The sequence below is a fragment of the Streptomyces sp. NBC_00386 genome (genome assembly GCF_036063235.1).
GTDB lineage: Bacteria > Actinomycetota > Actinomycetes > Streptomycetales > Streptomycetaceae > Streptomyces.
In genome coordinates this window covers 7,448,884-7,471,968 of sequence record NZ_CP107950.1, presented here as the reverse complement: position 1 = coordinate 7,471,968, position 23,085 = coordinate 7,448,884, and the positions used below count along the sequence as shown (strand labels likewise).

Genomic DNA, 23,085 nt, shown 5'->3' with positions numbered 1-23,085 from the left:
CGGCCCGACCCTGTCTCCGCCCGCGCACGAGCCCCGTCCCCCCGCCGCCCGCTCCGCCGGTCGACACCGTCCACGATGGGCCGGACCCGCCCCTCCGCGCCCTGCCCCGCAGCCGTCCGCCCGGACCCACCCCCCTCCGTCGTCCGCACCTCTCAGGTCCGCCGTCGAGTCCCGGGGCAGAGATCCGGAGCGGCCCCGGGTGCGCGCCACGACCACCAAGCCGCCGGCGGGGGCGTCCTCCCAGCACAAGGAGTTCCGATGTCCGCCCTCACCCGAGTCCGCCTGGCGTACGCCCGTATCGAGACCGTGGACCGCCCCGAGATCTGGATCGACCTGCGCCCCCGGGCGGAGACCGAGCGCGAGGCCCGTGCCGTCGACGAGCGGGTCGCCGCCGGAGAGCGCCTCCCGCTCGCCGGCAGGCTCCTGGCCGTGAAGGGCAACATCGACGTGGCGGGCCTGCCCACCACCGCCGGCTGCCCGGCCTACGCCTACGCGCCGGAGGCCGACGCCCCCGCGGTCGCCCGCCTCCGCGCGGCCGGAGCCGTCGTGCTCGGCACCACCAACCTGGACCAGTTCGCCACCGGCCTGGTCGGCACCCGCTCGCCGCACGGCGCCGTCCGGGGTGCCCTGGACCCGGAAAGGATCAGCGGCGGCTCCAGCTCGGGATCGGCCGTGGCGGTGGCCCTGGGCATCGTCGACCTGGCCCTCGGCACCGACACCGCCGGCTCCGGCCGCGTACCCGCCGCGTTCAACGGCATCGTCGGCCTGAAACCGACCCGCGGCCTGGTGCCGACGACGGGCGTCGTCCCGGCCTGCGCCTCCCTGGACTGCGTGACCGTGTTCGCCCGCACCCTCCCGGAGGCCGAACAGGCCCTCGCCCATCTGACGTCCCCCTCCGGGCGCGAGCTGCCGCCCCTGGCACAGCGCGCGCCCGGCCCGTGGCGCGTCGCCGTCCCGCCGACGGCGCAGCTCGGCGAACTGGACGAGGGCTGGGCGCAGGCCTACGAGGCGACGGTGCACCGGCTCATCGCCGCCGGGGCACAGGTGCGCGCCCTCGACCTCACCCCGTTCACCGAGGCCGCCGCGATGCTCTACGAGGGCGCCTTCGTCGCCGAGCGCTACACCGCGGTGGGGAGCTTTGTCGACAAGCTGACCTCCGAGGGGGGTGCGGGGCTCGACCCGACCGTCGCCGGGATCATCACCCGTGCGCGGGACATCCCGGCCCACCAGCTCTACGCGGACCAGGAGCGCCTGGCCTCCCTGCGCACCCGGGCCCTCGCGGAACTGGCCGACGCCGACGCGCTGCTCCTGCCCACCGCGCCCGGCCATCCCACGCTCGCCGAGGTCGCCGCCGACCCGCTGGGCGCCAACGCCCGCCTGGGCCGCTTCACCAACTCCACGAACCTGTTCGACCTGGCGGCGGTCGCCGTGCCGGCCGGGCGGACACCCGCGGGAGGTCCTTTCGGCGTGATGCTGATCGGCCCGGCGTTCACCGATGAGCGGCTCGCGCGGATCGCCCGCCTCCTGGAACCGGAGACCCGCCTCGCCGTGGTGGGGGCGCATCTGTCCGGCCAGCCGCTCAACGCCCAGCTGCTCTCCCTGGGCGCCCGCCTCGAACATACGACGACCACCGCCGCCGTCTACCGGCTGCACGCCCTGGCGACCAGTCCGCCGAAGCCGGGTCTCGTCCATGTCGGCGCGGGCGGCGCCGCTGTCGAGGCCGAGGTGTGGAGCCTGCCCGCGGACGGCCTGGGCCGGCTGCTGGCCGCGCTCCCCCGCCCGATGACGCTGGGCAGCGTCGAACTGGCCGACGGCACCCATGTGCCCGGCTTCCTGTGCGAACCCGGCGCACTGGCCGAAGCCCCCGACATCACGTCCTACGGCGGCTGGCGCGGGTATCTCGGCCGCGAACGGGACCGGTGACCCGCCCGGGCCACGCGATCCGCATGAGCCGCTCACGGCACCCGGCCGAGAGCGGACCGGCAGGAAGGCGCCTGCCCCGACCTGGCCGGGCGGGCGCCGGGCCGCCTGCCGGAGCTCCTGAGACAGGCGCGGCCGGTGGCGTGCCCCTCCCCCGACGGGAAGACGGCACACCACCGGCCAGGTCGGCTCCGGCGCCCGGATCACTTCGCGGGCGCCGGCCCTCAGCTCGTCAGCCCACCGACGAGTAGGCCACCACTCCGCGCAGCAGGGCCTCGACCGCCTTGCGGGCGTTCTTGGAGACCGTCGACCTCTCGCCGCCCGAGACGGGCGCGGCGGCCGCGATCTGGCCGAGGACGTCGATGACCTGCTTGCACCAGCGCACGAAGTCACCGGCGGGCATCTCGGCCTCGCGCAGCACCTCGTCGAGGCCCTTGCCGGACGCCCACTCATGGGCGGCCCAGGCGAAGCCGAGGTCCGGCTCGCGCTGGCCGACACCCTCGGTCTGGTTGATCCCGAAGTCCTCCTCCAGAGCGTCGAGTCGGCCCCAGATGCGCACCATCTCGGCGAGCGCGGCCTTGGCCTTGCCGGACGGCACCTTCGGTGCCATCGCGTCGTCGGCGACCCGGGACTCGTACACCAACGCCGAGACGCAGGCGGCCAGTTCGGCCGGGGAGAGCCCGTCCCAGACACCGGCGCGCAGACATTCACTGGCCAGCAGGTCGAGTTCGCCGTACAGCCGGGCGAGCCGCTTGCCGTGCTCGGTGACCTCGTCGGCGCGCAGATAGTCCAGCTCGGTGAGCAGGGCGACGATCCGGTCGAAGGTACGGGCGATGGTGTTCGTCCGGCCCTCGATCCGGCGCTCCAGCTGCGAGGTGTCGCGCTGCAGACGGTGATAGCGCTCGGCCCAACGGGCGTGGTCCTCGCGGTCGTTGCACCCGTGGCAGGGGTGCGCGCGGATCGCCGTGCGCAGCCGGGCGATCTCACGGTCGTCGGCGGCCTCGGCGCGCTTCTTGCGATGCCGGTCCGGCACGATGTGCCCGGCCTTGGTGCGCAGGGCGGACGCCAGGTCCCGACGGGACTGCGGCGAACGCGCGTTGAACGACTTGGGGATACGCATCCGGTCGAGCGCCTCGACCGGCACCGGGAAGTCCATCGAGGCCAGCCGTTTGACCTGGCGCTCGGCGGTCAGCACCAGCGGGCGCGGCCCGTCGTGCTGCTCGAAACCCCGGTGGCCGTTCGAGCGGCCGGCGGGCAGCCCGGGGTCCAGCACCAGAGCCAGTCCCGCGTACTTGCCGGTCGGCACATGGATCACGTCACCCGGCTTCAGCTTCTCCAGGGCGACGGCCGCCTCCGCGCGGCGCTCCGTCATGCCCCGCCGGGCCAGCTCGGTCTCGCGGTCCTTCAGTTCGCGCCGCAGCCCCATGTAGGCGTCGAAGTCCCCGAGATGGCAGGTCATCGACTCCTTGTAGCCCTCGAGACCCTCCTCGTTGCGCTGCACCTGCCGGGAGATCCCGACGACCGACTTGTCGGCCTGGAACTGCGCGAACGACGTCTCCAGCAGCTCGCGCGAGCGGTGCCGGCCGAACTGCTCGACCAGGTTCACCGCCATGTTGTACGACGGCTTGAAGCTGGAGCGCAGCGGATAGGTGCGGGTGCCCGCGAGTCCCGCGAGATGCTCGGGACTGAAACCGCGCTGCCACAGCACGACCGCGTGGCCCTCGACGTCGATGCCGCGGCGGCCGGCACGGCCGGTCAGCTGGGTGTACTCGCCGGGCGTGATGTCGGCGTGCTGCTCGCCGTTCCACTTGACGAGCTTCTCCAGCACCACCGAACGGGCAGGCATGTTGATGCCCAGCGCGAGGGTCTCCGTCGCGAAGACCGCCTTGACGAGGCCGCGGACGAAGAGCTCCTCGACGACCTCCTTGAACGTGGGCAGCATGCCCGCGTGGTGGGCCGCGATGCCGCGCTCCAGACCCTCCAGCCATTCGAAGTAGCCGAGGACGTGCAGATCCTCGTCCGGGATGGAGGCGGTGCGCTCCTCGACGAGTTCACGCACGCGCGCCCGTGCCGCGTCGTCGTTCAGCCGCAGACCGGCGTACAGGCACTGCTGCACGGCGGCCTCGCAGGCCGCGCGGCTGAAGATGAACGTGATGGCGGGCAGCAGCCCTTCGGCGTCGAGCCGCTCGATGACCTCGGGCCGGCCCGGCGTCCAGATCCGCGAGCGCTGTCTGCGCTCCCGCTCCCGGTCGGCCTCGCGCATCGCGCGGCCCCGTCTGCGGTCCTGGTACGACGGACGGCTCGCCTCCATGCGCGCCATGCGCGTGAGGTCGGGGTTGACGGCCTTGCGCTGGCCCTCGCCCTCCTCGAAGAGGTCGTACATCCGCCGTCCGGCCAGCACATGCTGGAACAGCGGGACGGGCCGGTGCTCGGAGACGATCACCTGGGTGTCGCCGCGCACGGTGTCCAGCCAGTCGCCGAACTCCTCCGCGTTCGACACGGTCGCCGACAGCGACACCAGGGTCACCGACTCGGGGAGATGGATGATCACTTCCTCCCAGACGGCGCCGCGGAAGCGGTCGGAGAGGTAGTGCACCTCGTCCATCACCACATGGCCGAGACCGAGGAGGGTCTGCGAGCCCGCGTACAGCATGTTCCGCAGGACCTCGGTGGTCATGACGACCACCGGAGCCTCGGAGTTGACGCTGTTGTCGCCGGTGAGCAGACCGACCTTGTCCGCGCCGTACCGGCGGCACAGGTCGGCGTACTTCTGGTTGGAGAGCGCCTTGATCGGCGTGGTGTAGAAGCACTTCTTGCCCTGCTGGAGGGCGAGATGGACGGCGAACTCGCCGACGATCGTCTTGCCCGAACCGGTGGGCGCCGCCACCAGCACACCCTTGCCCGCTTCGAGCGCCTGGCAGGCCTCGATCTGGAAGGGGTCGAGGCCGAAGTCGTACATCTCGCGGAAGGAGGCGAGCGCGGTGGCCTGCTCGGCAGCGCGCCTGCGTGCTGCCGCGTACCGCTCGGCCGGTGAGAGGTCCTCTGTCATCGTGCTTTCGAGACTACCGGGAGGCACTGACACAAGGACGATCATTATCCGTATCAGCGGCTGTGAAACCCCGGATCCCCGCAGCTCAGGGAAGTGCGACGCGCACAGCGGCCCGTATGCACTCCGCGGTGAGCGGAAGCGGGCCCAGCGGCTCGCCGTCCGCGTACCCGGTGACGCCCTCGGCGAGGAGCTCGACCCGGGCCGCCCGGTGCACGCTCACCACGGGATGGCTGACGTGGGTGCCCCGGTAGACCCGCGGGAAGATCTTGAGCAGCGTCGAGCGGGAGCAGTCCCCGACCACCGTGATGTCGAACAGCCCGTCGCCGAGGCTCGCACCGGGACAGATCCTCATGCCGCCGCCGTACGACGAGCCGTTGCCGACGGCGACCAGCGTCGCCTCGGTCTCCAGCGTCTCGCCGCCGTCCAGCGTGATGCAGTACCCGACGGGCCGGAAGGCGGCCAGCTCGGCGACCATGGCGACGTCGTACTTGAAACGGCCGACGGGCAGGCGCATCCGGTTCCCGCGGTCGTTGACCCGGGAGTCGAACCCGGAGGCGAGGACGGTGCCGAACCAGGTGCCGTTCACCCGGCCCAGGTCGACCTCACGCAGCCTCTCCCCCCGCAGCGCCTCGGCGATCATCCGTCCCGCCGCCGCGGGGTCGCCCACAGGCAGGCCGAGGGCGCGCGCGAAGTCGTTGCCCGTCCCGGCGGCCACCAGACCGAAGGGGGTACGGGTCCCGGCGACGGCCTGGAGGGCCAGGTTCGCCATGCCGTCACCGCCGACGGCGACGAGGGCACCGGTGCCGGAAGCGACCGCCTCGCGCGCCCGCGCGAGGGCGTCCACCGGGTCCTCGCCCTGGACCGTCTCGACGGAGAATCCCGCGGCACGCAAAGCGGAAGCGGCCGGCAGCGCCGCTCGGGCGCCCCGGCCGCGGCCCGCGGTGGGGTTGACGAAGAGGGTGATCTCGCTGGTCACAGGCTGACCCTACGAGGTCACGGACTCCGTCAGGTCACGTCGTCATAACCGTTGACCCGGTCCGTACTGGCCTGCTCCGGAAGAGTCGGGGCAGTCGTCACGTTCTCGACGCCGCCGATGTCCTCGGGCGTGAGGTCGAGGTCGGAGGCCTCGTCGTCGGCCGGCCCGGACTCATCGCGCCGGCGCTTACGCCGGTCGTTGAACAGCGAGAAGACGACGGCGCCGAAGTACAGGATCCAGATCGGCCCGGCGAGCGCCAGCATGGTCAGCGGGTCGGTGCTGGGAGTGGCGATCGCCGCGAAGACCGTGATGCCGATGATCATGCCGCGCCACCAGCCGAGCATGCGCCGGCCCGTGATGATGCCCGTCAGGTTGAGCATCACCAGCAGCAGGGGCAGCTCGAAGGAGAGACCGAACACGACCACCATGCGCGTGACCAGGTCGAGCAGGTCGTCCAGCGGCAGCAGGTTGCTGACGCCGTCCGGCGTGAACTCCATCAGGACCTTCGCCGTGGTGGGAAGCACCTTGTAGGCGAAGAACGCGCCACCGAAGAACAGCGGGACGCCGGTACCGACGAACGCGTACGCGTACTTCTTCTCGCTCCTGTGCAGACCCGGGGCGACGAACGCCCAGAGCTGGTAGAGCCAGACCGGCGAGGCGAGCACGACGCCCGCCATCAGCGAGACCTTCAGCGCCAGGGTGAACGGCGCGAGCAGACCGTTGATGGTGATCTGCGCGCACTGGTGGTTCTTGGGCTGCTTCGCGAGTTCGGCGAACGTCTCAGGACACCCGACGGAGTTCAGGACCGGCTTGGTGAAGAAGTTGATGATGTCGTTGTAGTAGAAGGCCGCGACGATCGTCACGAGGACGATCGCCAGCACCGCCTTCGCGAGCCGGTTGCGGAGCTCGCGAAGATGGTCCGCGAGAGGCATACGCCCCTCGGGGTCCTTCTCCGTGTTGCGGGCAGACTTGAGCAACCCACATCCTCATCTCATGCGGCGGGCCGGATGTCACCGGCCCTGCGTCAGCGCTGGGTCGTGTCCGTCGGCTCGTTGACCGGGCGCGAACTGGTCACGTCGCCGGGAGCCGCCTGGATGGTGCGCTGAGCCGGGGTCTGCTCATCGGTGCTCGGCGGACCGGCCGGGGCCGGGGTGGTGCCGCCGTCTTCCTTCATCGCCTTGGCTTCGCTCTTGAGGATCCGGGCGGACTTGCCGAGGGAGCGCGCCATGTCCGGAAGCTTCTTCGCGCCGAACAGCAGGATGATGACGACGAGGATGAGAATGATCTCGGGAGCTCCGAGCCTTCCGAACATAAGTCTTTACCTTCTCACCGAGGCTGCATGGTCGGGGTGCTGGCCGATCGATCGGACGTGTGTCCGGTCATCGTGATGTCAGCGATCGTAACGCTCAGGGGTAAACGCGGGGCAATCCCTGTGCGTACTCCCAGTTCGCGGCCCGCGCCTCATTCTCCGGGCCGCGTCCCTGAGGGTACCTGGCCGCCGTGGCAAGTCGACAGGCTGGCGTGACGCATTACGCATCCATGGAACGACTCATACCGTGTCCATGGAGCGTGCCGCCCCGACCGCGGCTCTCTCCAGGTCTTCGGAGGCCGAGCTGATACGGCGGGCGGAATCGGCGACCTGGCGGCCCAGACGCTCCGCTTCCAGGAAGACACGGACGGCGAGAACCCCGAGAACCGTGATTCCCAGGAAACCCGCGGCGATCGCAAACATCGGCCAGAACATGACGACGACCCTAGTACCCCGGCCCTAGAGGGTGGAGTGCAGCCGCAGCGTGCGGACCCCGCCCCCGGTGAGGAGTTCGACGATGCGTTCTCCGGCAGGCTTGCGGACGGCCGACCCGCACGCGGGGCAGGTGAACGAGTAGAACGTCGTGCGGCTGCTGGCGCCGATGGCCAGGCGCAGGGCACCGGGCTTGAGCTCGAAGCCGGCCCGGCAGTCGGGGCAGGCGGCCTTGAACATCACCTCGACCACCCGGCGCATCCCGGCGAAGGCGGTCCCCACCGACATCTCCGGCGCGCCCGGGGCCGACCCGGCCCGTCCCGTCGTCCCCGTGGCCGACCCGGCGTGCCCCGGCGTCCCCGCCCGCCACACGGAGCCCTGCTTCTCCGGGCTCCCCGGCCTTCCCTGCGCACCAGACGACGACGTCCTCAAAGCCCCTGCTCCCGCCCCTCGTACGGCCTGTCCGGGACCGCCCCGAGCCCGTCCGGCCCGTCGTAGGCGGCGAGCGCCTCGCGGGCCGCGCTGCGGGCGCTGTCCGCGAGAGCCTGCGGCGAGACGATCCGGCCGTCACCGCCGAGACGCAGGGCCAGCCGCCGCAGCGACGTGGGATCGGGGGTCCGCAAGGTGATACGCAGCCCGCCGTCCGGCAGCTCATCCGCGCTGTCGTGCGGGTAGTACTCGGCGACCCAGCGCCCGCCGGGACCCACCTCGACGACCACCTCCGGATCCTCGGCCGCGGGCTGGACCAGCCCCTCGGACAGGTCCCGCAGCTCGATCTCCGGCGGCGCGGACGGCTCGTCCAGGATGCGGATCTCGGCGACCCGGTCGAGCCGGAAGGTACGGCGCGCCTCGGAGCGGCGGCACCAGGCCTCCACATAGGTGTGACCGACGCTGACCAGGCGGATCGGGTCGATCTCGCGTTCGCTCAGCTCGTCCCGCGAGGGCGAGTAGTAGCGGATCCACAGCCGGCGCCGCTCGGAGATCGCCCGGTCCACGTCGGCGAAGACGCCGCCCTCGGACTCGAAGGTCACCGACAGCCGGGAACTGGCACCCGCCGCCTCGCCCGAGGCCGCCTCCACCTTGGCGGTGGCCCGCAGCAGCGCCTGCCTGTCGCCCTCGCGCAGGCCGGGCAGGGTGGACACCGCGCGGGCGGCCACCAGCAGCGCGGTCGCCTCGTCGGCGGCGATCCGCAGCGGCTCGGCGACGTCGTCCGGGTTGTGCCACCAGATCCGGTCGCCGTCGGTGTCGATGTCGAGCAGATCCCCGCCGCGGAAACTGGTCCCGCACAGCGGCAGCACGTCGAGGTCGGAGATCAGCTCGTCCTCGGTGATCCCGAAGGCGCGGGCGACATCGCCGACACGGGCGCCGGGGCGCTCGCGCAGATACGTCACCAGCGAGAGCATCCGCCGGGTCTGGTCGATCGCGTTCGTGGGCCTGGCCGGTTTTCCTGCCACTTTCTTACTTTTCCCCTCAGCCCTTGGCCACGGCGCGCAGCCGGTCGACCACGTCTGCCCGCAGTTCGGCGGGCTCCACGACCACCACGTCCGGCCCGAACTCGACGAGCCAGGCGTCCAGACCGTGCCCGTACGGAATCTCCAACTCGTCCCAGCCGTCGCCCAGTTCCCGTACGGAGACGGCCTTGGAGCGCAGCGGGTAGCCGGCGCCGGAACGCAGCCGGATCAGCGCCGAACGGTCGGTGATCTCCCCCGCCCAGCCGGCCACCGTCTCGCGCACGGTCACGACGTCGGGGACCTCGGCGGTGTAGCGGCCCGCACGCGCGCGGACCTTGCCAGTGATCCGGGAGAGCCTGAAGACGCGCTCGGCGCCGCGGTCACGGTCCCAGCCCGCGAGATACCAGTGGCCGCGCCAGCACTCCAGGGCCCAGGGCTCGACATGCCGGGTCCCGGGCTGCGCCGCGTTGCCCTTGCGGTAGTCGAAGACGACCGGGCGACGGTCGCGGCAGGCGAGCATCAGGGGCTCGAAGGCCGCCTCGTGGACGGGGATGTGCGGTTCGAGGGCGCCGTGGGATCCGTACGGGTCCACGTCCTCGGGCAGACCCGCGGCGCGCAGCTTCTGGAGCGCGCCGCTCGCGGCCCCGGCCAGCCGTGCCTGCTGCCAGACCTTGGCGGCCAGACCGAGGGCGGCGGCCTCCTCGGCGTCGAGGGTGATCGGCGGCAGGCGGTTGCTGTCGCGGCGGGCGAGGTAGCCGACGTCGCCGTCGAGGTTCTCCACCGTCTCGATGACCAGGCCGAGTTCGCGCAGATCGTCCTTGTCCCGCTCGAACATCCGGTTGAAGGCGTCATCCGATCCGGCTTCGAGGTAGGCCTCGATGGACCCGCGGAGTTCCCGCTTGCTGAGCGGCCGCCGCGTCCCGAGCAGACACAGTGCGAGGTTCATCAGCCGCTCGGCCTTGGCAATGGCCATCGACGCCCTTCCTATGGTGCTTCCGACCGATGACCGTACCGCTCCGAAGTGTCGCGGCAAAAGCCGAGGGCCCATGCCCGGACGGACATGGGCCCCAGATGATCGGATCCAGGTCGGATCCGGTCCGCCGTGATCAGACCGCGATCAGGTCGACCACGAAGATCAGCGTCTCACCGGGCTTGATCGCCGGAGTCGGGCTCTGGTCGCCGTAGGCGAGGTGGGCGGGGATGGTCAGCCGGCGACGGCCGCCGACCTTCATGCCCTGCACACCCTTGTCCCAGCCCTTGATGACACGGCCGCCGCCGAGCGGGAAGCGGAACGGCTCGCCCCGGTTCCAGCTCGCGTCGAACTCCTCACCCGTGCTGAACGACACACCCACGTAGTGCACCGTGACGTTCTGACCCGACTTGGCCTCGGGGCCGTCGCCCTCCCAGATGTCCTTGATCTCAAGGTCCGCCGGCGGCTGACCCTCGGGGAAATCGATCTCGGGCTTCTCGATGCTCACGTCTTTGCTCCTGCTTTGTTTACGTAAGGACAACACGGACAGTCTTACATCCCCGGAGGGTTACATCTTCGCCAGGATGTCGACCGAGAAGACCAGAGTGGAGTCCTTCTTGATACCGCTGCCGGCCGGCGGGTTGTCGCCATAGCCCAGAGCCGGCGGAATCACGATCAGGACGCGGCTGCCCACCTTCTTGCCCGTCAGCCCCTGCGCCCAGCCCTTGACGACCTGCTGCAGCGAGAACGACGTCAGCTGACCCCGCTTGTACGTCGAGTCGAACTCCTTGCCGCTGTCCCACAGCACACCCTCGTACTGCACCAGGACGCTGCTGTCGGCCTTGACCTCGTCGCCGTCGCCCTCGATCACGTAGTTCGCCACGAGCTTCGTGGGAGCCGCCTTCTTCGGCACCGTGATCTTGGGAGCGGCGCCGTCCGTGTTCGTGCCGACCGTCGGCAGCGAGGCGTCCTTCTGCGGCACGTTCTTGCCCTTGGCGGAACTCTTGGAGTTGAACGTGTCCTCGATGTCCACCACGAACACCAGAGTGTCCGTGCCCTTGATACCCGCCTGCGCGTTGCCCTCCGAGCCATAACCCCAGGTCGGCGGCACCGCCATCTCGACGCGGCTGCCGGTCTTCTTGCCGACCAGGCCATAACGCCAGCCGTCGATGATGCCGCCCTGCGCCAGCTGGATCACCAGCGGCGTCCCCCGGTCGTAGGAGTTGTCGAAGACCTTCGCCGTCGCCCAGATCTGACCCAGGTAGTTGGCCTGGATGTAGTCGTTCTCCGCGACCGTCTTGCCGTTGCCCGCGATCACCGTCCTGACCGCGAGATCCTTCGACGGCTCCCCGGTGCCCTTGGCCACGGTCGGCTTCTCACCGAACTTCGTACCGGCCGTGATCGCCGGCAGCGGACCGTCGACGATCTTCGGCGGGGGCGGCGCGGACGCCGCCGCGGAAGCCGAAGGCGACGGGCTGTCGCTGGCCTTCGCCGTGTCTGACTTGCCGTCGTCACCGCATCCGGCGAGTGTGACCAGTCCAGCGGGTACGGAGAGAAGGAGTGAGCGTCGGCGCACGGTGGGGGCCTCGTATCGGTCGATCTTGGTGGATGGCGTGCGCGCAACTCTACGACGTGAGCAGGGCGCCGTACGGAAAACGTACGGCGCCCCGCGTTGCGTTCCGCGTCACCCACGGAACTCCCGGCTCACATTCCGGCGATCAGCTTCTCCACCCGGTCGTCCACCGAACGGAACGGGTCCTTGCACAACACCGTGCGCTGCGCCTGATCGTTGAGCTTCAGGTGCACCCAGTCGACGGTGAAGTCCCGCCGCTGCTCCTGGGCCCGCCGGATGAAGTCACCGCGCAGACGCGCCCGAGTGGTCTGCGGCGGCACCGACTTGCCCTCGAAGATCTTCAAGTCGTTGCAGATCCGTGCGGCTTGCCCCTTCCTCTCCAGCAGGTAGTAGAGGCCACGACGGCGGTGGATGTCGTGGTAGGCGAGGTCTATCTGCGCGACCCGGGGGTGCGACATGGTCATGTTGTGCTTCGCCCGGTACCGCTCGATGAGCTGGTACTTCATCACCCAGTCGATCTCGGTACCGATCCGGTCGAGGTCCTCGGCCTCGATCGAGTCGAGCACACGGCCCCACAGTTCGAGGACCTGTTCGACGGTCCCGGTGCGGATACCGCGGCGCTCACAGAAGTCCACGGCCTTCTCGTAGTACTCGCGCTGCACCTCCAGCGCGGAGGCCTCACGGCCGCTGGCCAGGCGCACCTTCCGGCGGCCCGTGATGTCATGACTGACCTCGCGGATCGCCCGAATGGGGTTCTCCAGAGTCAGGTCGCGCATGACGGTGCCCGCCTCGATCATGCGCAGCACGAGGTCCGTGGCACCGACCTTGAGGAGCATCGTCGTCTCGGACATGTTCGAGTCGCCGACGATCACATGCAGACGGCGATAGCGCTCGGCGTCCGCGTGGGGCTCGTCACGCGTGTTGATGATGGGCCGGGACCGGGTCGTCGCCGAGCTGACGCCCTCCCAGATGTGCTCCGCCCGCTGGCTGACGCAGTACACGGCACCGCGCGGAGTCTGCAGCACCTTGCCCGCACCGCACAGCAACTGCCTCGTGACCAGGAACGGGATGAGAATGTCCGCGAGCCGGGAGAACTCCCCGTGCCGGGCCACCAGATAGTTCTCGTGGCACCCGTAGGAGTTTCCTGCCGAGTCGGTGTTGTTCTTGAACAGATAGACGTCGCCCGCGATCCCTTCCTCGTGCAGGCGTCGTTCGGCGTCCACCAGGAGACCTTCGAGAATGCGCTCGCCGGCCTTGTCGTGGGTGACGAGCTCCGTCACGTTGTCACACTCGGGTGTCGCGTATTCCGGATGTGATCCCACGTCGAGATAAAGGCGGGCACCGTTCCGCAGAAAGACATTGCTGCTGCGGCCCCATGACACGACACGGCGGAAGAGGTACCGCGCCACCTCGTCTGGAGACAGCCGACGCTGTCCCCTGAACGTACACGTGACGCCGTACTCGTTCTCCAGCCCGAAAATGCGGCGGTCCATGACTGAACATTACGCCCGATCCCCTGAGCTGAAACGGGGTTCGACGGCTCGGTTTGGATCATTTTCCGATGAGACCGCAACAACCTCGCCCCTCCCGGTAGCTGCGAGGACCCGGCCCGTGGCCAGCAGAACCACCAGCGCGGCAACTCCCGCGACCCCCGGAACGGCGAAGCCCCACCCCGCCCCACCCCACTCCACGACCGGCCCCGCGACACCCGTTCCCACCGAAGCACCCACGGTGAACGTCGTCACAAGCCAGGAAAAAGCCTCGGTGACCGTACCCGTGGGCGCGTGCCGGTCCACCAGCACGAAAGCACACGCGATGCTCGGCGCGAGGAACACCCCGGCAAGCGTCGCAAGCCCCGTCATGGCCACCGGACCCGGCACCAGCACCAGCGGGACGTAACACACCGCCAGAAGGGCCACCAGCACCCGCAGTCGCCGCTCCGGCGCCCCGCCCCAGCGGCGCGCGCCGTAGACCACACCGCCCAGCAGCGCCCCGAGCCCGATGCCCGCCATCAGCCAGCCGTACACCGCGTCCCCACCGTGCGCGTCGGCGTACGACAGCGCCGCCACCGTGATCGAACCGAGCGCGATCCCGATGAACAGGAACGCCCCGAGCAGGGCCAGCAGCCCCGGCGAACGCAGAGCGCCCAGCCAGTGCGCCTCGCGCGGAGCCGAACGCCACGCGCGCGAGGGCTCCGAGACGACCACGGAGAGGGCACCCAGGACACCGATGACGGCCAGGATCAGCAGGGCGGCCTGCGCGGACCAGAGCGACACGCACAGCGTCACCAGCAAGGGTCCGACGGTGAACATGACTTCCTGCGCCACCGCGTCCATCGCGTACGCGGTGTGCACCTGCTCCTCCTCGCCCAGTACGGAGGGCCACAGCGCCCGCAGGCCGCCCTCCAGAGGAGGCGTGAAGAGCCCGGCCACGGCCATCGCGGCGCAGGCGAGCGCCACCGGCTCCGTTCCGGCCAGGGCGAAGACGCCCATGCCGAACGCCGAGACGACCGCGGCGGGCAGCTGCACCCGGGGCTGGCCGTACAGGTCCACGAGCCGGCCGAGCAGCGGCTGCCCGACCGCGTTGGCCACCCCGTACACGGCCGCGAGCGCCCCCGCCAGGCTGTACGTACCGCCCCCGGCCCGCACGAACAGCACGACGGCGATGGCCGCCGTGGCGTTCGGCAGCCGCCCCACCAGCGTCCCCGCGAGCAGCCTGGCGGCATGCCTCGCCCTGAGGATCTCCAGGTATCCCGTGGCCATGGCGTGCCCTTCCGGTAGCGCGTGACGTTCAAGTGTTACGTATAACGTCTCCCTCAATACGTACCATGTGCGCTGACCGGGAGTCCAGACGAAGGAGCAGGCCCACGGTGGCAAGAGGTAGCACGCGCCCCACCAGCCGGGACGTCGCCGAGGCCGCCGGGGTCTCCCAGGCAGCCGTCTCCCTCGTCCTGGGCGACAAGTGGCGCGGCCGCGTCTCCGCCGCGACCGCCGACCGCGTCCGCGACGCGGCCCAGGAACTCGGCTACCGCCCCAACCTGGCCGCCCGCAACCTCCGCCTCGGCCGCACCCGCACCGTCCTGCTGGTCGTCCCCGCCCTCACCACCGAATTCTTCGCGGGCGTCTACACCGGCGCAGCCCGCGTGGCCGCCCAGCACGGCTTCGGAGTCGTCCTCTACCCCTCCCCCGAAGGCATCGGCCCCGCCCGCGACCCCTTCGGCTCCGCCCAGGCCGCCCTCGACGGCGTCATCGCCTCCTCCATGGCGGCCGACGCCCTCACCGCGATCCGCGGCGACCAGCTCCCCCTCGTCATGCTCGACAGCGACCCCGCCGGCAGCCAGGGCGCCGCCACCGTCAACCTCGACATCGCCGACGGCATACGCCAGGTCACCGACCACCTCCTGGCACTCGGCCACCGCCGCTTCCTGCACCTCGCGGCCGACATCCCCTCCTGGACCTTCGAGGTCCGCGCCCGCGAACTGGCCTCCTGCCTCGTCGAAGTCCCCGGAACCAGCCTGCGGGTCGCCCGCGCCCCCATCTCCTTCGAAGACGCCCTGGCCGCCGCCCAGGCCGCACTCTCCACCCCTGGCCCCCGCCCCACCGCGATCGTCTGCGACGACGACAAACTCGCCGCAGGCGCCTACAAAGCCGCCCGCCGCCTCGGCCTGCGCATCCCCGACGACATCTCCGTCACCGGACTCGACGACCTCGCCCTGGCCCGCGCCCTCGACCCCGAACTCACCACCGTCCGCCTGGACGCCGAACGATTCGGCGAACAGGGCATGAAAGCCCTCCTGGCCGTCCTCGACGGCCGCACGCCCCCACAGGAGGACATCCCCGTCGAACTCGTCGTACGGGGCTCCACGGCCCCTCCTGGCGCCTAGGACGACCCCCGCCTCCTACCGCACACGGAAGGGGCCGCACCGGTCTGCACCGGTGCGGCCCCTTCCGTATGAACACCCGAACGGACACGAGGTCCGACCACGACCTCACTCGTCGTCGTCGGCGTCCTCGGCCTCCGTCGCCGTCTCCGCGCCCCCGGCCTCCAGCAACCTGTCCAGCTGGCGGCCGACGATCCGCTTGAACTTCCGCTTCTGCGGCCGCGACCGGTCCAGCACCGCGACCTCCAGCCGCTCCGCCGGAATCTCCCGCTCGCCACCGTTCGGCTCCCGGGACAACGACTGGACAGCCAGCTTCAGCGCCTCGGCCAGCGACATGCCGTCCCGGTGCTGCGTATCCAGATACGTACTGATCTGCTCGGCGTTACCGCCGACGGCGACCGAGCCGTGCTCGTCCACGATCGAACCGTCGTGCGGCAGCCGGTAGATCTGGTCACCGTCCGGCGTCTCCCCGACCTCGGCGACCACCAGCTCCACCTCGTACGGCTTCTCAGCCGCCGACGAGAAGATCGTGCCCAGCGTCTGGGCGTACACGTTGGCCAGACCACGAGCGGTCACATCGGCACGGTCGTACGTGTAGCCGCGCAGATCGGCGTAACGCACACCGCCGATCCGCAGGTTCTCGTACTCGTTGTACTTACCGGCGGCCGCGAAGCCGATCCGGTCGTAGATCTCGCTGAACTTGTGCAGCGCGCGGGACGGGTTCTCGCCGACGAACACGATGCCGTCGGCGTACTGCAGCACGACCAGGCTGCGGCCACGGGCGATGCCCTTGCGGGCGTACTCCGCCCGGTCGGCCATCGCCTGCTGGGGTGAGACATAGAACGGCGTCGACACCGGCTATCCGTCCCTTTCTGTCGAAGTCACTGGATCACCTGGGAAAAGAGGCCGGACTCAGAGCAGCGCGGCGCGCGGACCGTCGGGCTGCTCCAGGCGCCGCTCCAGGATCGCGCGGGCGATCTCGGAGGACTCCTCGTCGGTGAGCCGGCGGAAGCCGCTCTCGGTGATCACGGTGACGATCGGGTAGATCCGGCGCGCGACATCGGGACCACCGGTCGCCGAGTCGTCGTCGGCCGCGTCGTACAGGGCCTGGATGACCAGCGTCGTCGCCTGGTCCTCCGTCAGATCCCTGGCGTAGAGCTTCTTCATGGCACCGCGCGCGAAGAGCGAGCCGGAGCCCGTGGCCGCGTAGCCGTGCTCCTCGGAGCGGCCGCCGGTGACGTCGTAGGAGAAGATGCGGCCCTTGCCGCGGTCCACGTCGTAGCCCGCGAACAGGGGGACCACGGCCAGGCCCTGCATGGCCATGCCGAGGTTGGAACGGATCATCGTGGACAGGCGGTTCGCCTTGCCCTCCAGGGAGAGCTGCGCGCCCTCCACCTTCTCGAAGTGCTCCAGCTCCAGCTGGAACAGCTTCACCATCTCCACGGCCAGGCCCGCCGTGCCGGCGATGCCCACCGCCGAGTACTCGTCGGCCGGGAAGACCTTCTCGATGTCGCGCTGGGCGATGACGTTCCCCATCGTGGCCCGCCGGTCACCGGCGAGGACGACTCCACCGGGGAACGTGACGGCGACGATCGTCGTGCCGTGCGGGGCCTCGATCACACCCTGGACGGGCGGCAGTTGCCGCTTGCCCGGGAGCATCTCCGGCTGATGCTCGGACAGGAAGTCCATGAAGGACGACGACCCGGGCGTCAGGAAGGCAGCCGGTAGACGCCCGGTGCTACGAGTGTTGGCTTCCACGCGTTTCCCTCCAGGTAGGCGGCAGCCCGACGAACAGCGTCGGGATCGTCTCCCAACTTGCCGATGGCCGAATTGCAGTTGAAGCACAGTACGCCACGGACACTACCCGTCTTGTGGCAGTGATCCACATGAACGGCAGGAGCTTTCAGGCAGATCACGCAGAGCCCCTTTTGAGAGGCGACCATCGCGTCGCGCTGAGCTTCGGTGAGGCCGTAGCTGCGCTTCAGGTGTCCCGCGCGTCCTTCAACCGCCCGGCACGCCTTGCAACGTGTCGACAGCCCGTCCGAGGCCGTTTCATTGCGATGCCACTCGCTCCACGGTTTGACCTCACCGCATTTGAGGCACAGTTTATGTCCCTCAGGCACGTCCACCTGAGGGCGAACTTTCCGCCCGAGGCTCAGCTGACGCTTTCGGTGATAGTCCGACGCGCAATCTCGACAGTGATGCTGCAGACCGTCCAGATTGGACCGCTTACGAGCGAAGGCCGCGTGCGGTTTGGCTTCGCCGCACCGCACGCAACACTTCACACCTTCTTCATTCTTCAACCCGGAGCCCCCCGTGGTCTTAGATTCGAAGGCTACTCGCCGCCTTTCTGAACGAATGAGCGCACGAAGTCCTCGGCGTTCTCTTCCAAGACATCGTCGATCTCGTCCAGAACCGAGTCGACGTCGTCGCTCAGCTTTTCCTGGCGTTCCTTGAGGTCGTCGGTCGCCTGCGCGTCCTGTGTCTGCTCCTCGGCCTCCTCGGTGGAACGCGTCGCCTTCTGCTGTCCGCCGCCGGTGTCCTTGGTCGCCATAACCCTCACCCCGCTCGGTTCGACGTTCTTGATCAGACCCTACAAGCAGGGTCCGACATCGGCCCCGCAGTTGCTTCAACGTACGGGGACCACCTCGATGATTCCCGTAACGCCGTGTATTCCACCCTGTCCGGCCGGTGCCGTCCCGGGGGAAGCTCAGTTGCCCGACAGCACCCTGACCAGGTCCTCGGCCGTACGGCAGCGGTCCAGGAGCGCCTTGACGTGATTACGCGTTCCGCGAAGCGGCTCCAGGGTTGGGACGCGCTGGAGCGAGTCCCGGCCGGGCAGGTCGAAGATCACCGAGTCCCAGGAGGCCGCCGCCACGTCGTCCGCGTACTGTTCCAGGCAGCGCCCGCGGAAGTAGGCGCGGGTGTCCTCCGGCGGTGTCGTGCGGGCCCGCTCGACCTCGCCCTCGTCCAGCAGGCGCTTGATCTTGCCCCGGGCGGCCAGACGGTTGTAGAGGCCCTTCTCGGCCCGTACGTCGGCGTACTGGAGGTCGACCAGGTGCAGCCGGGCGGCGTCCCAGTCGAGGTCATCGCGGCGCCGGTAGCCCTCCATGAGCTCCCGCTTGGCGACCCAGTCGAGCTCTCCGGCGAGGCTCATCGGGTCGTTCTCCAGGCGGTTCAGGGTGTCCTCCCAGCGCAGGAGGACGTCCTTGGTCTGTTCGTCGGCGTCCGCCCCGAACCGCTCCTCCACGTATTTGCGCGACAGCTCGAAGTACTCCATCTGCAGTTGCACGGCGGTGAGCGTGCGGCCGCTGCGGAGCGTGACCAGGCGCTTGAGGGTCGGGTCGTGGGAGACCTGGTGGAGGGTGCGTACGGGCTGGTCGACGGCCAGGTCGACGGCGATGAAGCCGTCCTCGATCATGGAGAGGACCAGTGCCGTCGTGCCCAGCTTGAGGTAGGTCGAGATCTCGGAGAGGTTGGCGTCTCCGATGATCACGTGCAGCCGGCGGTACTTCTCGGCGTCGGCGTGCGGTTCGTCGCGGGTGTTGATGATGGGGCGCTTGAGGGTCGTCTCCAGGCCTACCTCGACCTCGAAGTAGTCGGCGCGCTGGCTGAGCTGGAAGCCGTGCTCGTGTCCGTCCTGGCCGATGCCGACGCGGCCCGCTCCGGTGACGACCTGGCGTGAGACGAAGAACGGCGTGAGGTGCCGCACGATGTCCGAGAAGGGGGTCTCCCGCTTCATCAGGTAGTTCTCGTGCGTGCCGTAGGAGGCGCCCTTGTTGTCGGTGTTGTTCTTGTAGAGGTGGATCGGCTGCGCGCCGGGAAGCTGGGCGGCGCGCTCCGCGGCCTCGGCCATGATGCGCTCGCCGGCCTTGTCCCACAGGACCGCGTCCCGCGGGTTGGTGACTTCGGGGGAGCTGTATTCCGGGTGTGCGTGGTCGACGTACAGCCGTGCACCGTTGGTGAGGATGACATTGGCCAGGCCGATGTCCTCGTCGGTGAGCTGGCTGGTGTCGGCGGCCTCCCGGGCGAGGTCGAAGCCTCGCGCGTCCCGCAGCGGGTTCTCCTCCTCGAAGTCCCAGCGGGCGCGGCGCGCCCGGTGCATCGCCGCCGCGTAGGCGTTGACGATCTGGGACGAGGTGAGCATGGCATTGGCGTTGGGGTGACCGGGGACGGAGATCCCGTACTCCGTCTCGATGCCCATTACTCGCCGTACGGTCATGCGGCCCTCCTTGCCCGGCGGCGCCCTCGGTCGGGGCGCTGCTCAAGTACCGCTGGCGCTCCGGTGCGTGTGCGGTGCCCGTCCCCGCACTGCGCGACTCGGCGGTACGAAAGAGCCTAGAACGCCACTGCGCTGGTGGGGAGATCATTTGCGTCATTGCTGTGCTCCGGCCTTGTCCTGAAAAACAGTCGGCTGCGGGTACCCGTCGAGGGCACCCGCAGCCGCCCTGTCTTTTACAGGTATTGACCGGTGTTGGCCACCGTGTCGATGGAGCGTCCGGTGTCCGCGCCCTGCTTTCCGGTGATGAGCGTACGGATATAGACGATCCGTTCGCCCTTCTTTCCGGAGATCCTGGCCCAGTCGTCCGGGTTGGTGGTGTTGGGCAGGTCCTCGTTCTCCTTGAACTCGTCCACGCATGCCTGGAGGAGGTGGGAGACCCGGAGGCCCTTCTGGCTGTGCTCCAAGAAGTCCTTGATGGCCATCTTCTTGGCGCGGCCGACGATGTTCTCGATCATGGCGCCGGAATTGAAGTCCTTGAAGTAAAGGACTTCCTTGTCACCGTTGGCGTAGGTGACCTCCAGGAAGCGGTTCTCCTCCGATTCGGCGTACATCTGCTCCACGGCTGTCTGGATCATGCCGTGGACGGTGGCCGCCCTGTCGCCGCCGTGCTCTCCCACGTCCTCGGGGTGCAGCGGAAGACGCTCGGTGAGGTACTTCTGGAAGATGTCCTTCGCCGCCTCGGCGTCCGGGCGCTCGATCTTGATCTTCACGTCGAGCCGGCCGGGCCGCAGGATGGCGGGGTCGATCATGTCCTCACGGTTCGAGGCACCGATCACCACCACGTTCTGCAGGCCCTCCACGCCGTCGATCTCCGCGAGCAGCTGCGGGACGATGGTGTTCTCCACGTCCGAGCTGACGCCTGATCCACGGGTGCGGAAGAGGGATTCCATCTCGTCGAAGAAGACGATGACGGGTGTGCCCTCGCTGGCCTTCTCCCGGGCACGCTGGAAGATGAGCCGGATCTGCCGCTCGGTCTCACCGACGTACTTGTTCAGGAGCTCGGGGCCCTTGATGTTGAGGAAGAAGCTCTTACCGGTGGCCTGTCCGGTCACTTCGGCGACCTTCTTGGCCAGCGAATTGGCCACGGCCTTGGCGATGAGGGTCTTTCCGCATCCGGGGGGCCCGTACAGCAGGACGCCCTTGGGCGGCCGCAGTTCGTGCTCCTTGAAGAGGTCGGGGTAGAGGTACGGGAGCTCGACCGCGTCGCGGATCATCTCGATCTGGCCGCCCAGACCGCCGATCTGCTCGTAGCCGATGTCCGGGACCTCTTCGAGGACGAGTTCCTCGACCTCGCTCTTCGGAACGATCTCGTAGACATAGCCGGAACGGGGTTCGAGGAGCAGGGCGTCCCCGGGACGGATATTGACGTCCAGGAGCGGCTCGGCGAGCCGGACCACCCGTTCCTCGTCGGTGTGCCCCTGCACGAGGGCGCGCTCGCCGTCCTCCAGGATCTCCTTGAGGGTGACGATCTCGCCGACGCTCTCGTATTCCATGGCCTCGACCACGTTGAGAGCTTCGTTGAGCATCACTTCCTGGCCGCGCCTGAGCTCGTCGAGCTCCACGCTGGGGCTGACGTTCACCCGGAGCTTGCGGCCCCCGGTGAAGATGTCCGCCGTGCCGTCCTCGTTCGCCGTGAGGAAGACACCGAAGCCGGCCGGCGGCTGTGCGAGCCGGTCGACCTCCTCCTTGAGGGCCACGATCTGGTCGCGGGCCTCACGGAGAGTGTTGGCGAGCCGCTCGTTCTGTGCGGACACGCCTGCCAGGTTGGTCTGCAACTCGACGATCCGCTCTTCGAGAATCCTCGTGTGTCGCGGAGAGTCGGCGAGCTTGCGTCGCAGGACGGCGATCTCCTGCTCAAGGTAGGCAATCTGCCCGGCGGGGTCATCGGACCCTCTTCCCGGGCGGATGCCGCGGTTCATGTCGTCGTCGTGGGCTGCCACGGTCCTCACCTCCTCCAAGGGGAGCTGGACGCTTCCAGACCCTACCTGGGTGGGTGTCGATTGAAACCCCTAGATCACAAAGACTGTCGGGGTGTGTCCGATCTTCACCCTTGCGCTCTCCCTCACGCCAGGGGAATACCCACCGAACATGATTGGGAAGCGGGCGGAGGTAGGGTCGAAGTGTTCAACACCCGTCAGAGCTGGCCCGATTCCCCAGTCTTCGGTCCGCTCGACGCAGAAAACGGCAGGAGAAATGACCGTGCAGCAGGAGGCCGGAGTCGACGGCGAGGCGCTTGAGGTCTGGATCGACCAGGATCTCTGTACCGGCGACGGGATCTGTGTCCAGTACGCGCCCGAGGTCTTTGAGCTGGACATTGACGGCCTGGCCTATGTGAAGAGCGCCGAGGACGAGCTTCTGCAGGCCGTGGGGGCCACAACGCCCGTGCCCCTGCCGCTTCTGCGCGATGTGGCGGACTCGGCAAAGGAGTGTCCGGGGGACTGCATCCATGTCCGTCGCGTTTCGGACAAGGTCGAGATCTTCGGTCCCGACGCGGAGTGACCGTTCGGGCACCCCGCGTCACCGTGTGACCGGTTCCTCACACCCTCCGCGACGCGGAGGGTGTTGTCTTTTGTTCGGGTCTTGCGCCGGGGGCGCGTTCAGGCACCGCGTGCTTCGGACGGTGTCGAGCGGATGAACGCGCCGTTCTTCCACTGCCACTTGGCGTTCTGCCTCAGGTCGGGGCAGCAACTCGGTACGTCGGCCGAGGAGTAGCCGAGCAGCGTGGCGGTGACGTCTCCGTCGCTGACCGCGAAGTCCGTGACGCTGAGCCGGTCCTTGGGATCGATCAGGGTCGCGACGACCCGGGGCCGCTGTGCTCCCTCGGCCTGGGTGAGGACGTAGACGCCGCTGGGCGGGGTGCCCGAGCCCGCGTCGCAGCGGACGACGGCCACGGTCTCCGGGCGGCCGTCGCCGTCCAGGTCTCCGGAGGCCTTCTTCTCGACGAGGGCCTTGACGGGTCCGCAGACGATCGGGAAGTCGACGCCGGTCGGGTCGGGGGCTGCCGCCGGGGCCGCCGGTGCCGTCGCCGCGCTGGGGCCTGCGCCGGGCTGGGCCGCCCTCGCCGGGTCGGGCTGGACGAGGGAGGACAGTGCCACGACTCCGGCGATGGCGGTGGCCGTGGCGACCCACTGGATGGGGCTGGTCTGTGTGTGTGCCAGTTCCGGGACAACGGATTGCTGCACTTGGGGTTTCTCCCGCGAGGGCTGTGCCGGTGGGGTGGGTGTCCCGCATGGTGCCACACGT

Annotated in this window: 22 protein-coding genes; 3 read left to right on the top strand and 19 right to left on the bottom strand. The window is 69.4% G+C overall.

Going from position 1 to position 23,085, the window contains the following annotated elements:
- The first annotated feature begins 258 nt into the window (after nucleotides 1-258).
- Nucleotides 259-1,923 carry an allophanate hydrolase gene (gene atzF, locus OG780_RS32800; protein WP_328454276.1) on the top strand — a complete coding sequence of 555 codons (1,665 nt, stop codon included), beginning with the start codon at nucleotides 259-261 and terminating at the stop codon, nucleotides 1,921-1,923.
- Between the two features lie 229 nt (nucleotides 1,924-2,152).
- Here the strand turns inward: atzF and OG780_RS32795 are convergent, their stop codons facing one another.
- The 12 genes from OG780_RS32795 to OG780_RS32740 form a co-directional block, all read right to left on the bottom strand.
- Nucleotides 2,153-5,014: a DEAD/DEAH box helicase gene (locus tag OG780_RS32795; protein WP_328454274.1), complete on the bottom strand. Its 2,862-nt coding sequence runs from the start codon at nucleotides 5,012-5,014 to the stop codon at nucleotides 2,153-2,155.
- Nucleotides 5,015-5,054: 40 nt separating this feature from the next.
- The gene (locus tag OG780_RS32790) at nucleotides 5,055-5,945 is read right to left on the bottom strand and encodes a diacylglycerol kinase (protein ID WP_328454272.1); all 891 of its coding nucleotides are present in this window, start codon (nucleotides 5,943-5,945) and stop codon (nucleotides 5,055-5,057) included.
- Nucleotides 5,946-5,974: 29 nt separating this feature from the next.
- The gene (gene tatC, locus OG780_RS32785; RefSeq protein ID WP_328454270.1) at nucleotides 5,975-6,922 is read right to left on the bottom strand and encodes a twin-arginine translocase subunit TatC; all 948 of its coding nucleotides are present in this window, start codon (nucleotides 6,920-6,922) and stop codon (nucleotides 5,975-5,977) included.
- Nucleotides 6,923-6,969: 47 nt separating this feature from the next.
- Nucleotides 6,970-7,257, bottom strand: coding sequence for a Sec-independent protein translocase subunit TatA (gene tatA, locus OG780_RS32780; protein ID WP_326788778.1), 288 nt, complete (start codon nucleotides 7,255-7,257; stop codon nucleotides 6,970-6,972).
- A 237-nt stretch (nucleotides 7,258-7,494) separates the two neighbouring features.
- Complete coding sequence (locus OG780_RS32775) at nucleotides 7,495-7,689, bottom strand: hypothetical protein (RefSeq protein ID WP_328454268.1); 195 nt, start codon at nucleotides 7,687-7,689, stop codon at nucleotides 7,495-7,497.
- 24 nt (nucleotides 7,690-7,713) lie between these two features.
- Entirely contained in the window at nucleotides 7,714-7,974 is a 261-nt protein-coding gene (locus tag OG780_RS32770) for a hypothetical protein (protein ID WP_328454266.1), read from the bottom strand.
- Nucleotides 7,975-8,114: 140 nt separating this feature from the next.
- A complete protein-coding gene (locus OG780_RS32765) occupies nucleotides 8,115-9,140 on the bottom strand; it encodes a helix-turn-helix transcriptional regulator (protein ID WP_328454264.1) in 1,026 nt (341 codons plus the stop codon).
- Between the two features lie 16 nt (nucleotides 9,141-9,156).
- Nucleotides 9,157-10,110: a helix-turn-helix transcriptional regulator gene (locus OG780_RS32760; RefSeq protein WP_328454262.1), complete on the bottom strand. Its 954-nt coding sequence runs from the start codon at nucleotides 10,108-10,110 to the stop codon at nucleotides 9,157-9,159.
- A 133-nt stretch (nucleotides 10,111-10,243) separates the two neighbouring features.
- Nucleotides 10,244-10,615: an FKBP-type peptidyl-prolyl cis-trans isomerase gene (locus OG780_RS32755; RefSeq protein WP_326788774.1), complete on the bottom strand. Its 372-nt coding sequence runs from the start codon at nucleotides 10,613-10,615 to the stop codon at nucleotides 10,244-10,246.
- Nucleotides 10,616-10,675: 60 nt separating this feature from the next.
- On the bottom strand, nucleotides 10,676-11,683 hold the full coding sequence (locus tag OG780_RS32750; RefSeq protein ID WP_328454259.1) for an FKBP-type peptidyl-prolyl cis-trans isomerase: 1,008 nt from the start codon (nucleotides 11,681-11,683) through the stop codon (nucleotides 10,676-10,678).
- Nucleotides 11,684-11,811: 128 nt separating this feature from the next.
- Nucleotides 11,812-13,173 carry a Pup--protein ligase gene (gene pafA, locus OG780_RS32745; RefSeq protein WP_019066118.1) on the bottom strand — a complete coding sequence of 454 codons (1,362 nt, stop codon included), beginning with the start codon at nucleotides 13,171-13,173 and terminating at the stop codon, nucleotides 11,812-11,814.
- 9 nt (nucleotides 13,174-13,182) lie between these two features.
- Nucleotides 13,183-14,442 carry an MFS transporter gene (locus OG780_RS32740; RefSeq protein ID WP_328454257.1) on the bottom strand — a complete coding sequence of 420 codons (1,260 nt, stop codon included), beginning with the start codon at nucleotides 14,440-14,442 and terminating at the stop codon, nucleotides 13,183-13,185.
- A 107-nt stretch (nucleotides 14,443-14,549) separates the two neighbouring features.
- Between OG780_RS32740 and OG780_RS32735 the strand changes: the two genes are divergently transcribed.
- Nucleotides 14,550-15,563, top strand: coding sequence for a LacI family DNA-binding transcriptional regulator (locus OG780_RS32735; RefSeq protein WP_328454255.1), 1,014 nt, complete (start codon nucleotides 14,550-14,552; stop codon nucleotides 15,561-15,563).
- 105 nt (nucleotides 15,564-15,668) lie between these two features.
- Here the strand turns inward: OG780_RS32735 and prcA are convergent, their stop codons facing one another.
- The 6 genes from prcA to arc form a co-directional block, all read right to left on the bottom strand.
- Complete coding sequence (prcA, locus tag OG780_RS32730) at nucleotides 15,669-16,415, bottom strand: proteasome subunit alpha (protein ID WP_328454253.1); 747 nt, start codon at nucleotides 16,413-16,415, stop codon at nucleotides 15,669-15,671.
- Between the two features lie 57 nt (nucleotides 16,416-16,472).
- Nucleotides 16,473-17,318: a proteasome subunit beta gene (gene prcB, locus OG780_RS32725; RefSeq protein ID WP_328454251.1), complete on the bottom strand. Its 846-nt coding sequence runs from the start codon at nucleotides 17,316-17,318 to the stop codon at nucleotides 16,473-16,475.
- A complete protein-coding gene (locus tag OG780_RS32720; protein WP_328454249.1) occupies nucleotides 17,270-17,863 on the bottom strand; it encodes an endonuclease VII domain-containing protein in 594 nt (197 codons plus the stop codon). Before OG780_RS32720 ends, prcB begins: the two co-directional genes overlap by 49 nt.
- A 32-nt stretch (nucleotides 17,864-17,895) precedes the next feature.
- The gene (locus tag OG780_RS32715; RefSeq protein ID WP_326788768.1) at nucleotides 17,896-18,114 is read right to left on the bottom strand and encodes a ubiquitin-like protein Pup; all 219 of its coding nucleotides are present in this window, start codon (nucleotides 18,112-18,114) and stop codon (nucleotides 17,896-17,898) included.
- Between the two features lie 156 nt (nucleotides 18,115-18,270).
- The gene (gene dop / locus OG780_RS32710) at nucleotides 18,271-19,782 is read right to left on the bottom strand and encodes a depupylase/deamidase Dop (RefSeq protein ID WP_425868979.1); all 1,512 of its coding nucleotides are present in this window, start codon (nucleotides 19,780-19,782) and stop codon (nucleotides 18,271-18,273) included.
- A gap of 233 nt (nucleotides 19,783-20,015) precedes the next feature.
- Nucleotides 20,016-21,782 carry a proteasome ATPase gene (gene arc / locus OG780_RS32705; protein ID WP_326788767.1) on the bottom strand — a complete coding sequence of 589 codons (1,767 nt, stop codon included), beginning with the start codon at nucleotides 21,780-21,782 and terminating at the stop codon, nucleotides 20,016-20,018.
- Nucleotides 21,783-22,035: 253 nt separating this feature from the next.
- Between arc and OG780_RS32700 the strand changes: the two genes are divergently transcribed.
- Nucleotides 22,036-22,341 carry a ferredoxin gene (locus tag OG780_RS32700; RefSeq protein ID WP_326788766.1) on the top strand — a complete coding sequence of 102 codons (306 nt, stop codon included), beginning with the start codon at nucleotides 22,036-22,038 and terminating at the stop codon, nucleotides 22,339-22,341.
- Between the two features lie 98 nt (nucleotides 22,342-22,439).
- On the opposite strand, the gene OG780_RS32695 is transcribed toward OG780_RS32700, so the two are convergent.
- On the bottom strand, nucleotides 22,440-23,024 hold the full coding sequence (locus OG780_RS32695) for a hypothetical protein (protein WP_328454248.1): 585 nt from the start codon (nucleotides 23,022-23,024) through the stop codon (nucleotides 22,440-22,442).
- Nucleotides 23,025-23,085 lie beyond the last annotated feature (61 nt).

Excerpts from the sequence above, each read along its gene's own strand:
- OG780_RS32740 (WP_328454257.1), bottom strand. The coding sequence starts at position 14,442 with ATGGCCACGGGATACCTGGAGATCCTCAGGGCGAGGCATGCCGCCAGG.
- OG780_RS32760 (WP_328454262.1), bottom strand. The coding sequence starts at position 10,110 with ATGGCCATTGCCAAGGCCGAGCGGCTGATGAACCTCGCACTGTGTCTG.
- OG780_RS32715 (WP_326788768.1), bottom strand. The coding sequence starts at position 18,114 with ATGGCGACCAAGGACACCGGCGGCGGACAGCAGAAGGCGACGCGTTCC.
- OG780_RS32775 (WP_328454268.1), bottom strand. The coding sequence starts at position 7,689 with ATGTTCTGGCCGATGTTTGCGATCGCCGCGGGTTTCCTGGGAATCACG.
- atzF (WP_328454276.1), top strand. The coding sequence starts at position 259 with ATGTCCGCCCTCACCCGAGTCCGCCTGGCGTACGCCCGTATCGAGACC.
- OG780_RS32770 (WP_328454266.1), bottom strand. The coding sequence starts at position 7,974 with ATGTCGGTGGGGACCGCCTTCGCCGGGATGCGCCGGGTGGTCGAGGTG.
- pafA (WP_019066118.1), bottom strand. The coding sequence starts at position 13,173 with ATGGACCGCCGCATTTTCGGGCTGGAGAACGAGTACGGCGTCACGTGT.
- tatA (WP_326788778.1), bottom strand. The coding sequence starts at position 7,257 with ATGTTCGGAAGGCTCGGAGCTCCCGAGATCATTCTCATCCTCGTCGTC.
- OG780_RS32795 (WP_328454274.1), bottom strand. The coding sequence starts at position 5,014 with ATGATCGTCCTTGTGTCAGTGCCTCCCGGTAGTCTCGAAAGCACGATG.
- dop (WP_425868979.1), bottom strand. The coding sequence starts at position 19,782 with ATGACCGTACGGCGAGTAATGGGCATCGAGACGGAGTACGGGATCTCC.
- OG780_RS32700 (WP_326788766.1), top strand. The coding sequence starts at position 22,036 with ATGACCGTGCAGCAGGAGGCCGGAGTCGACGGCGAGGCGCTTGAGGTC.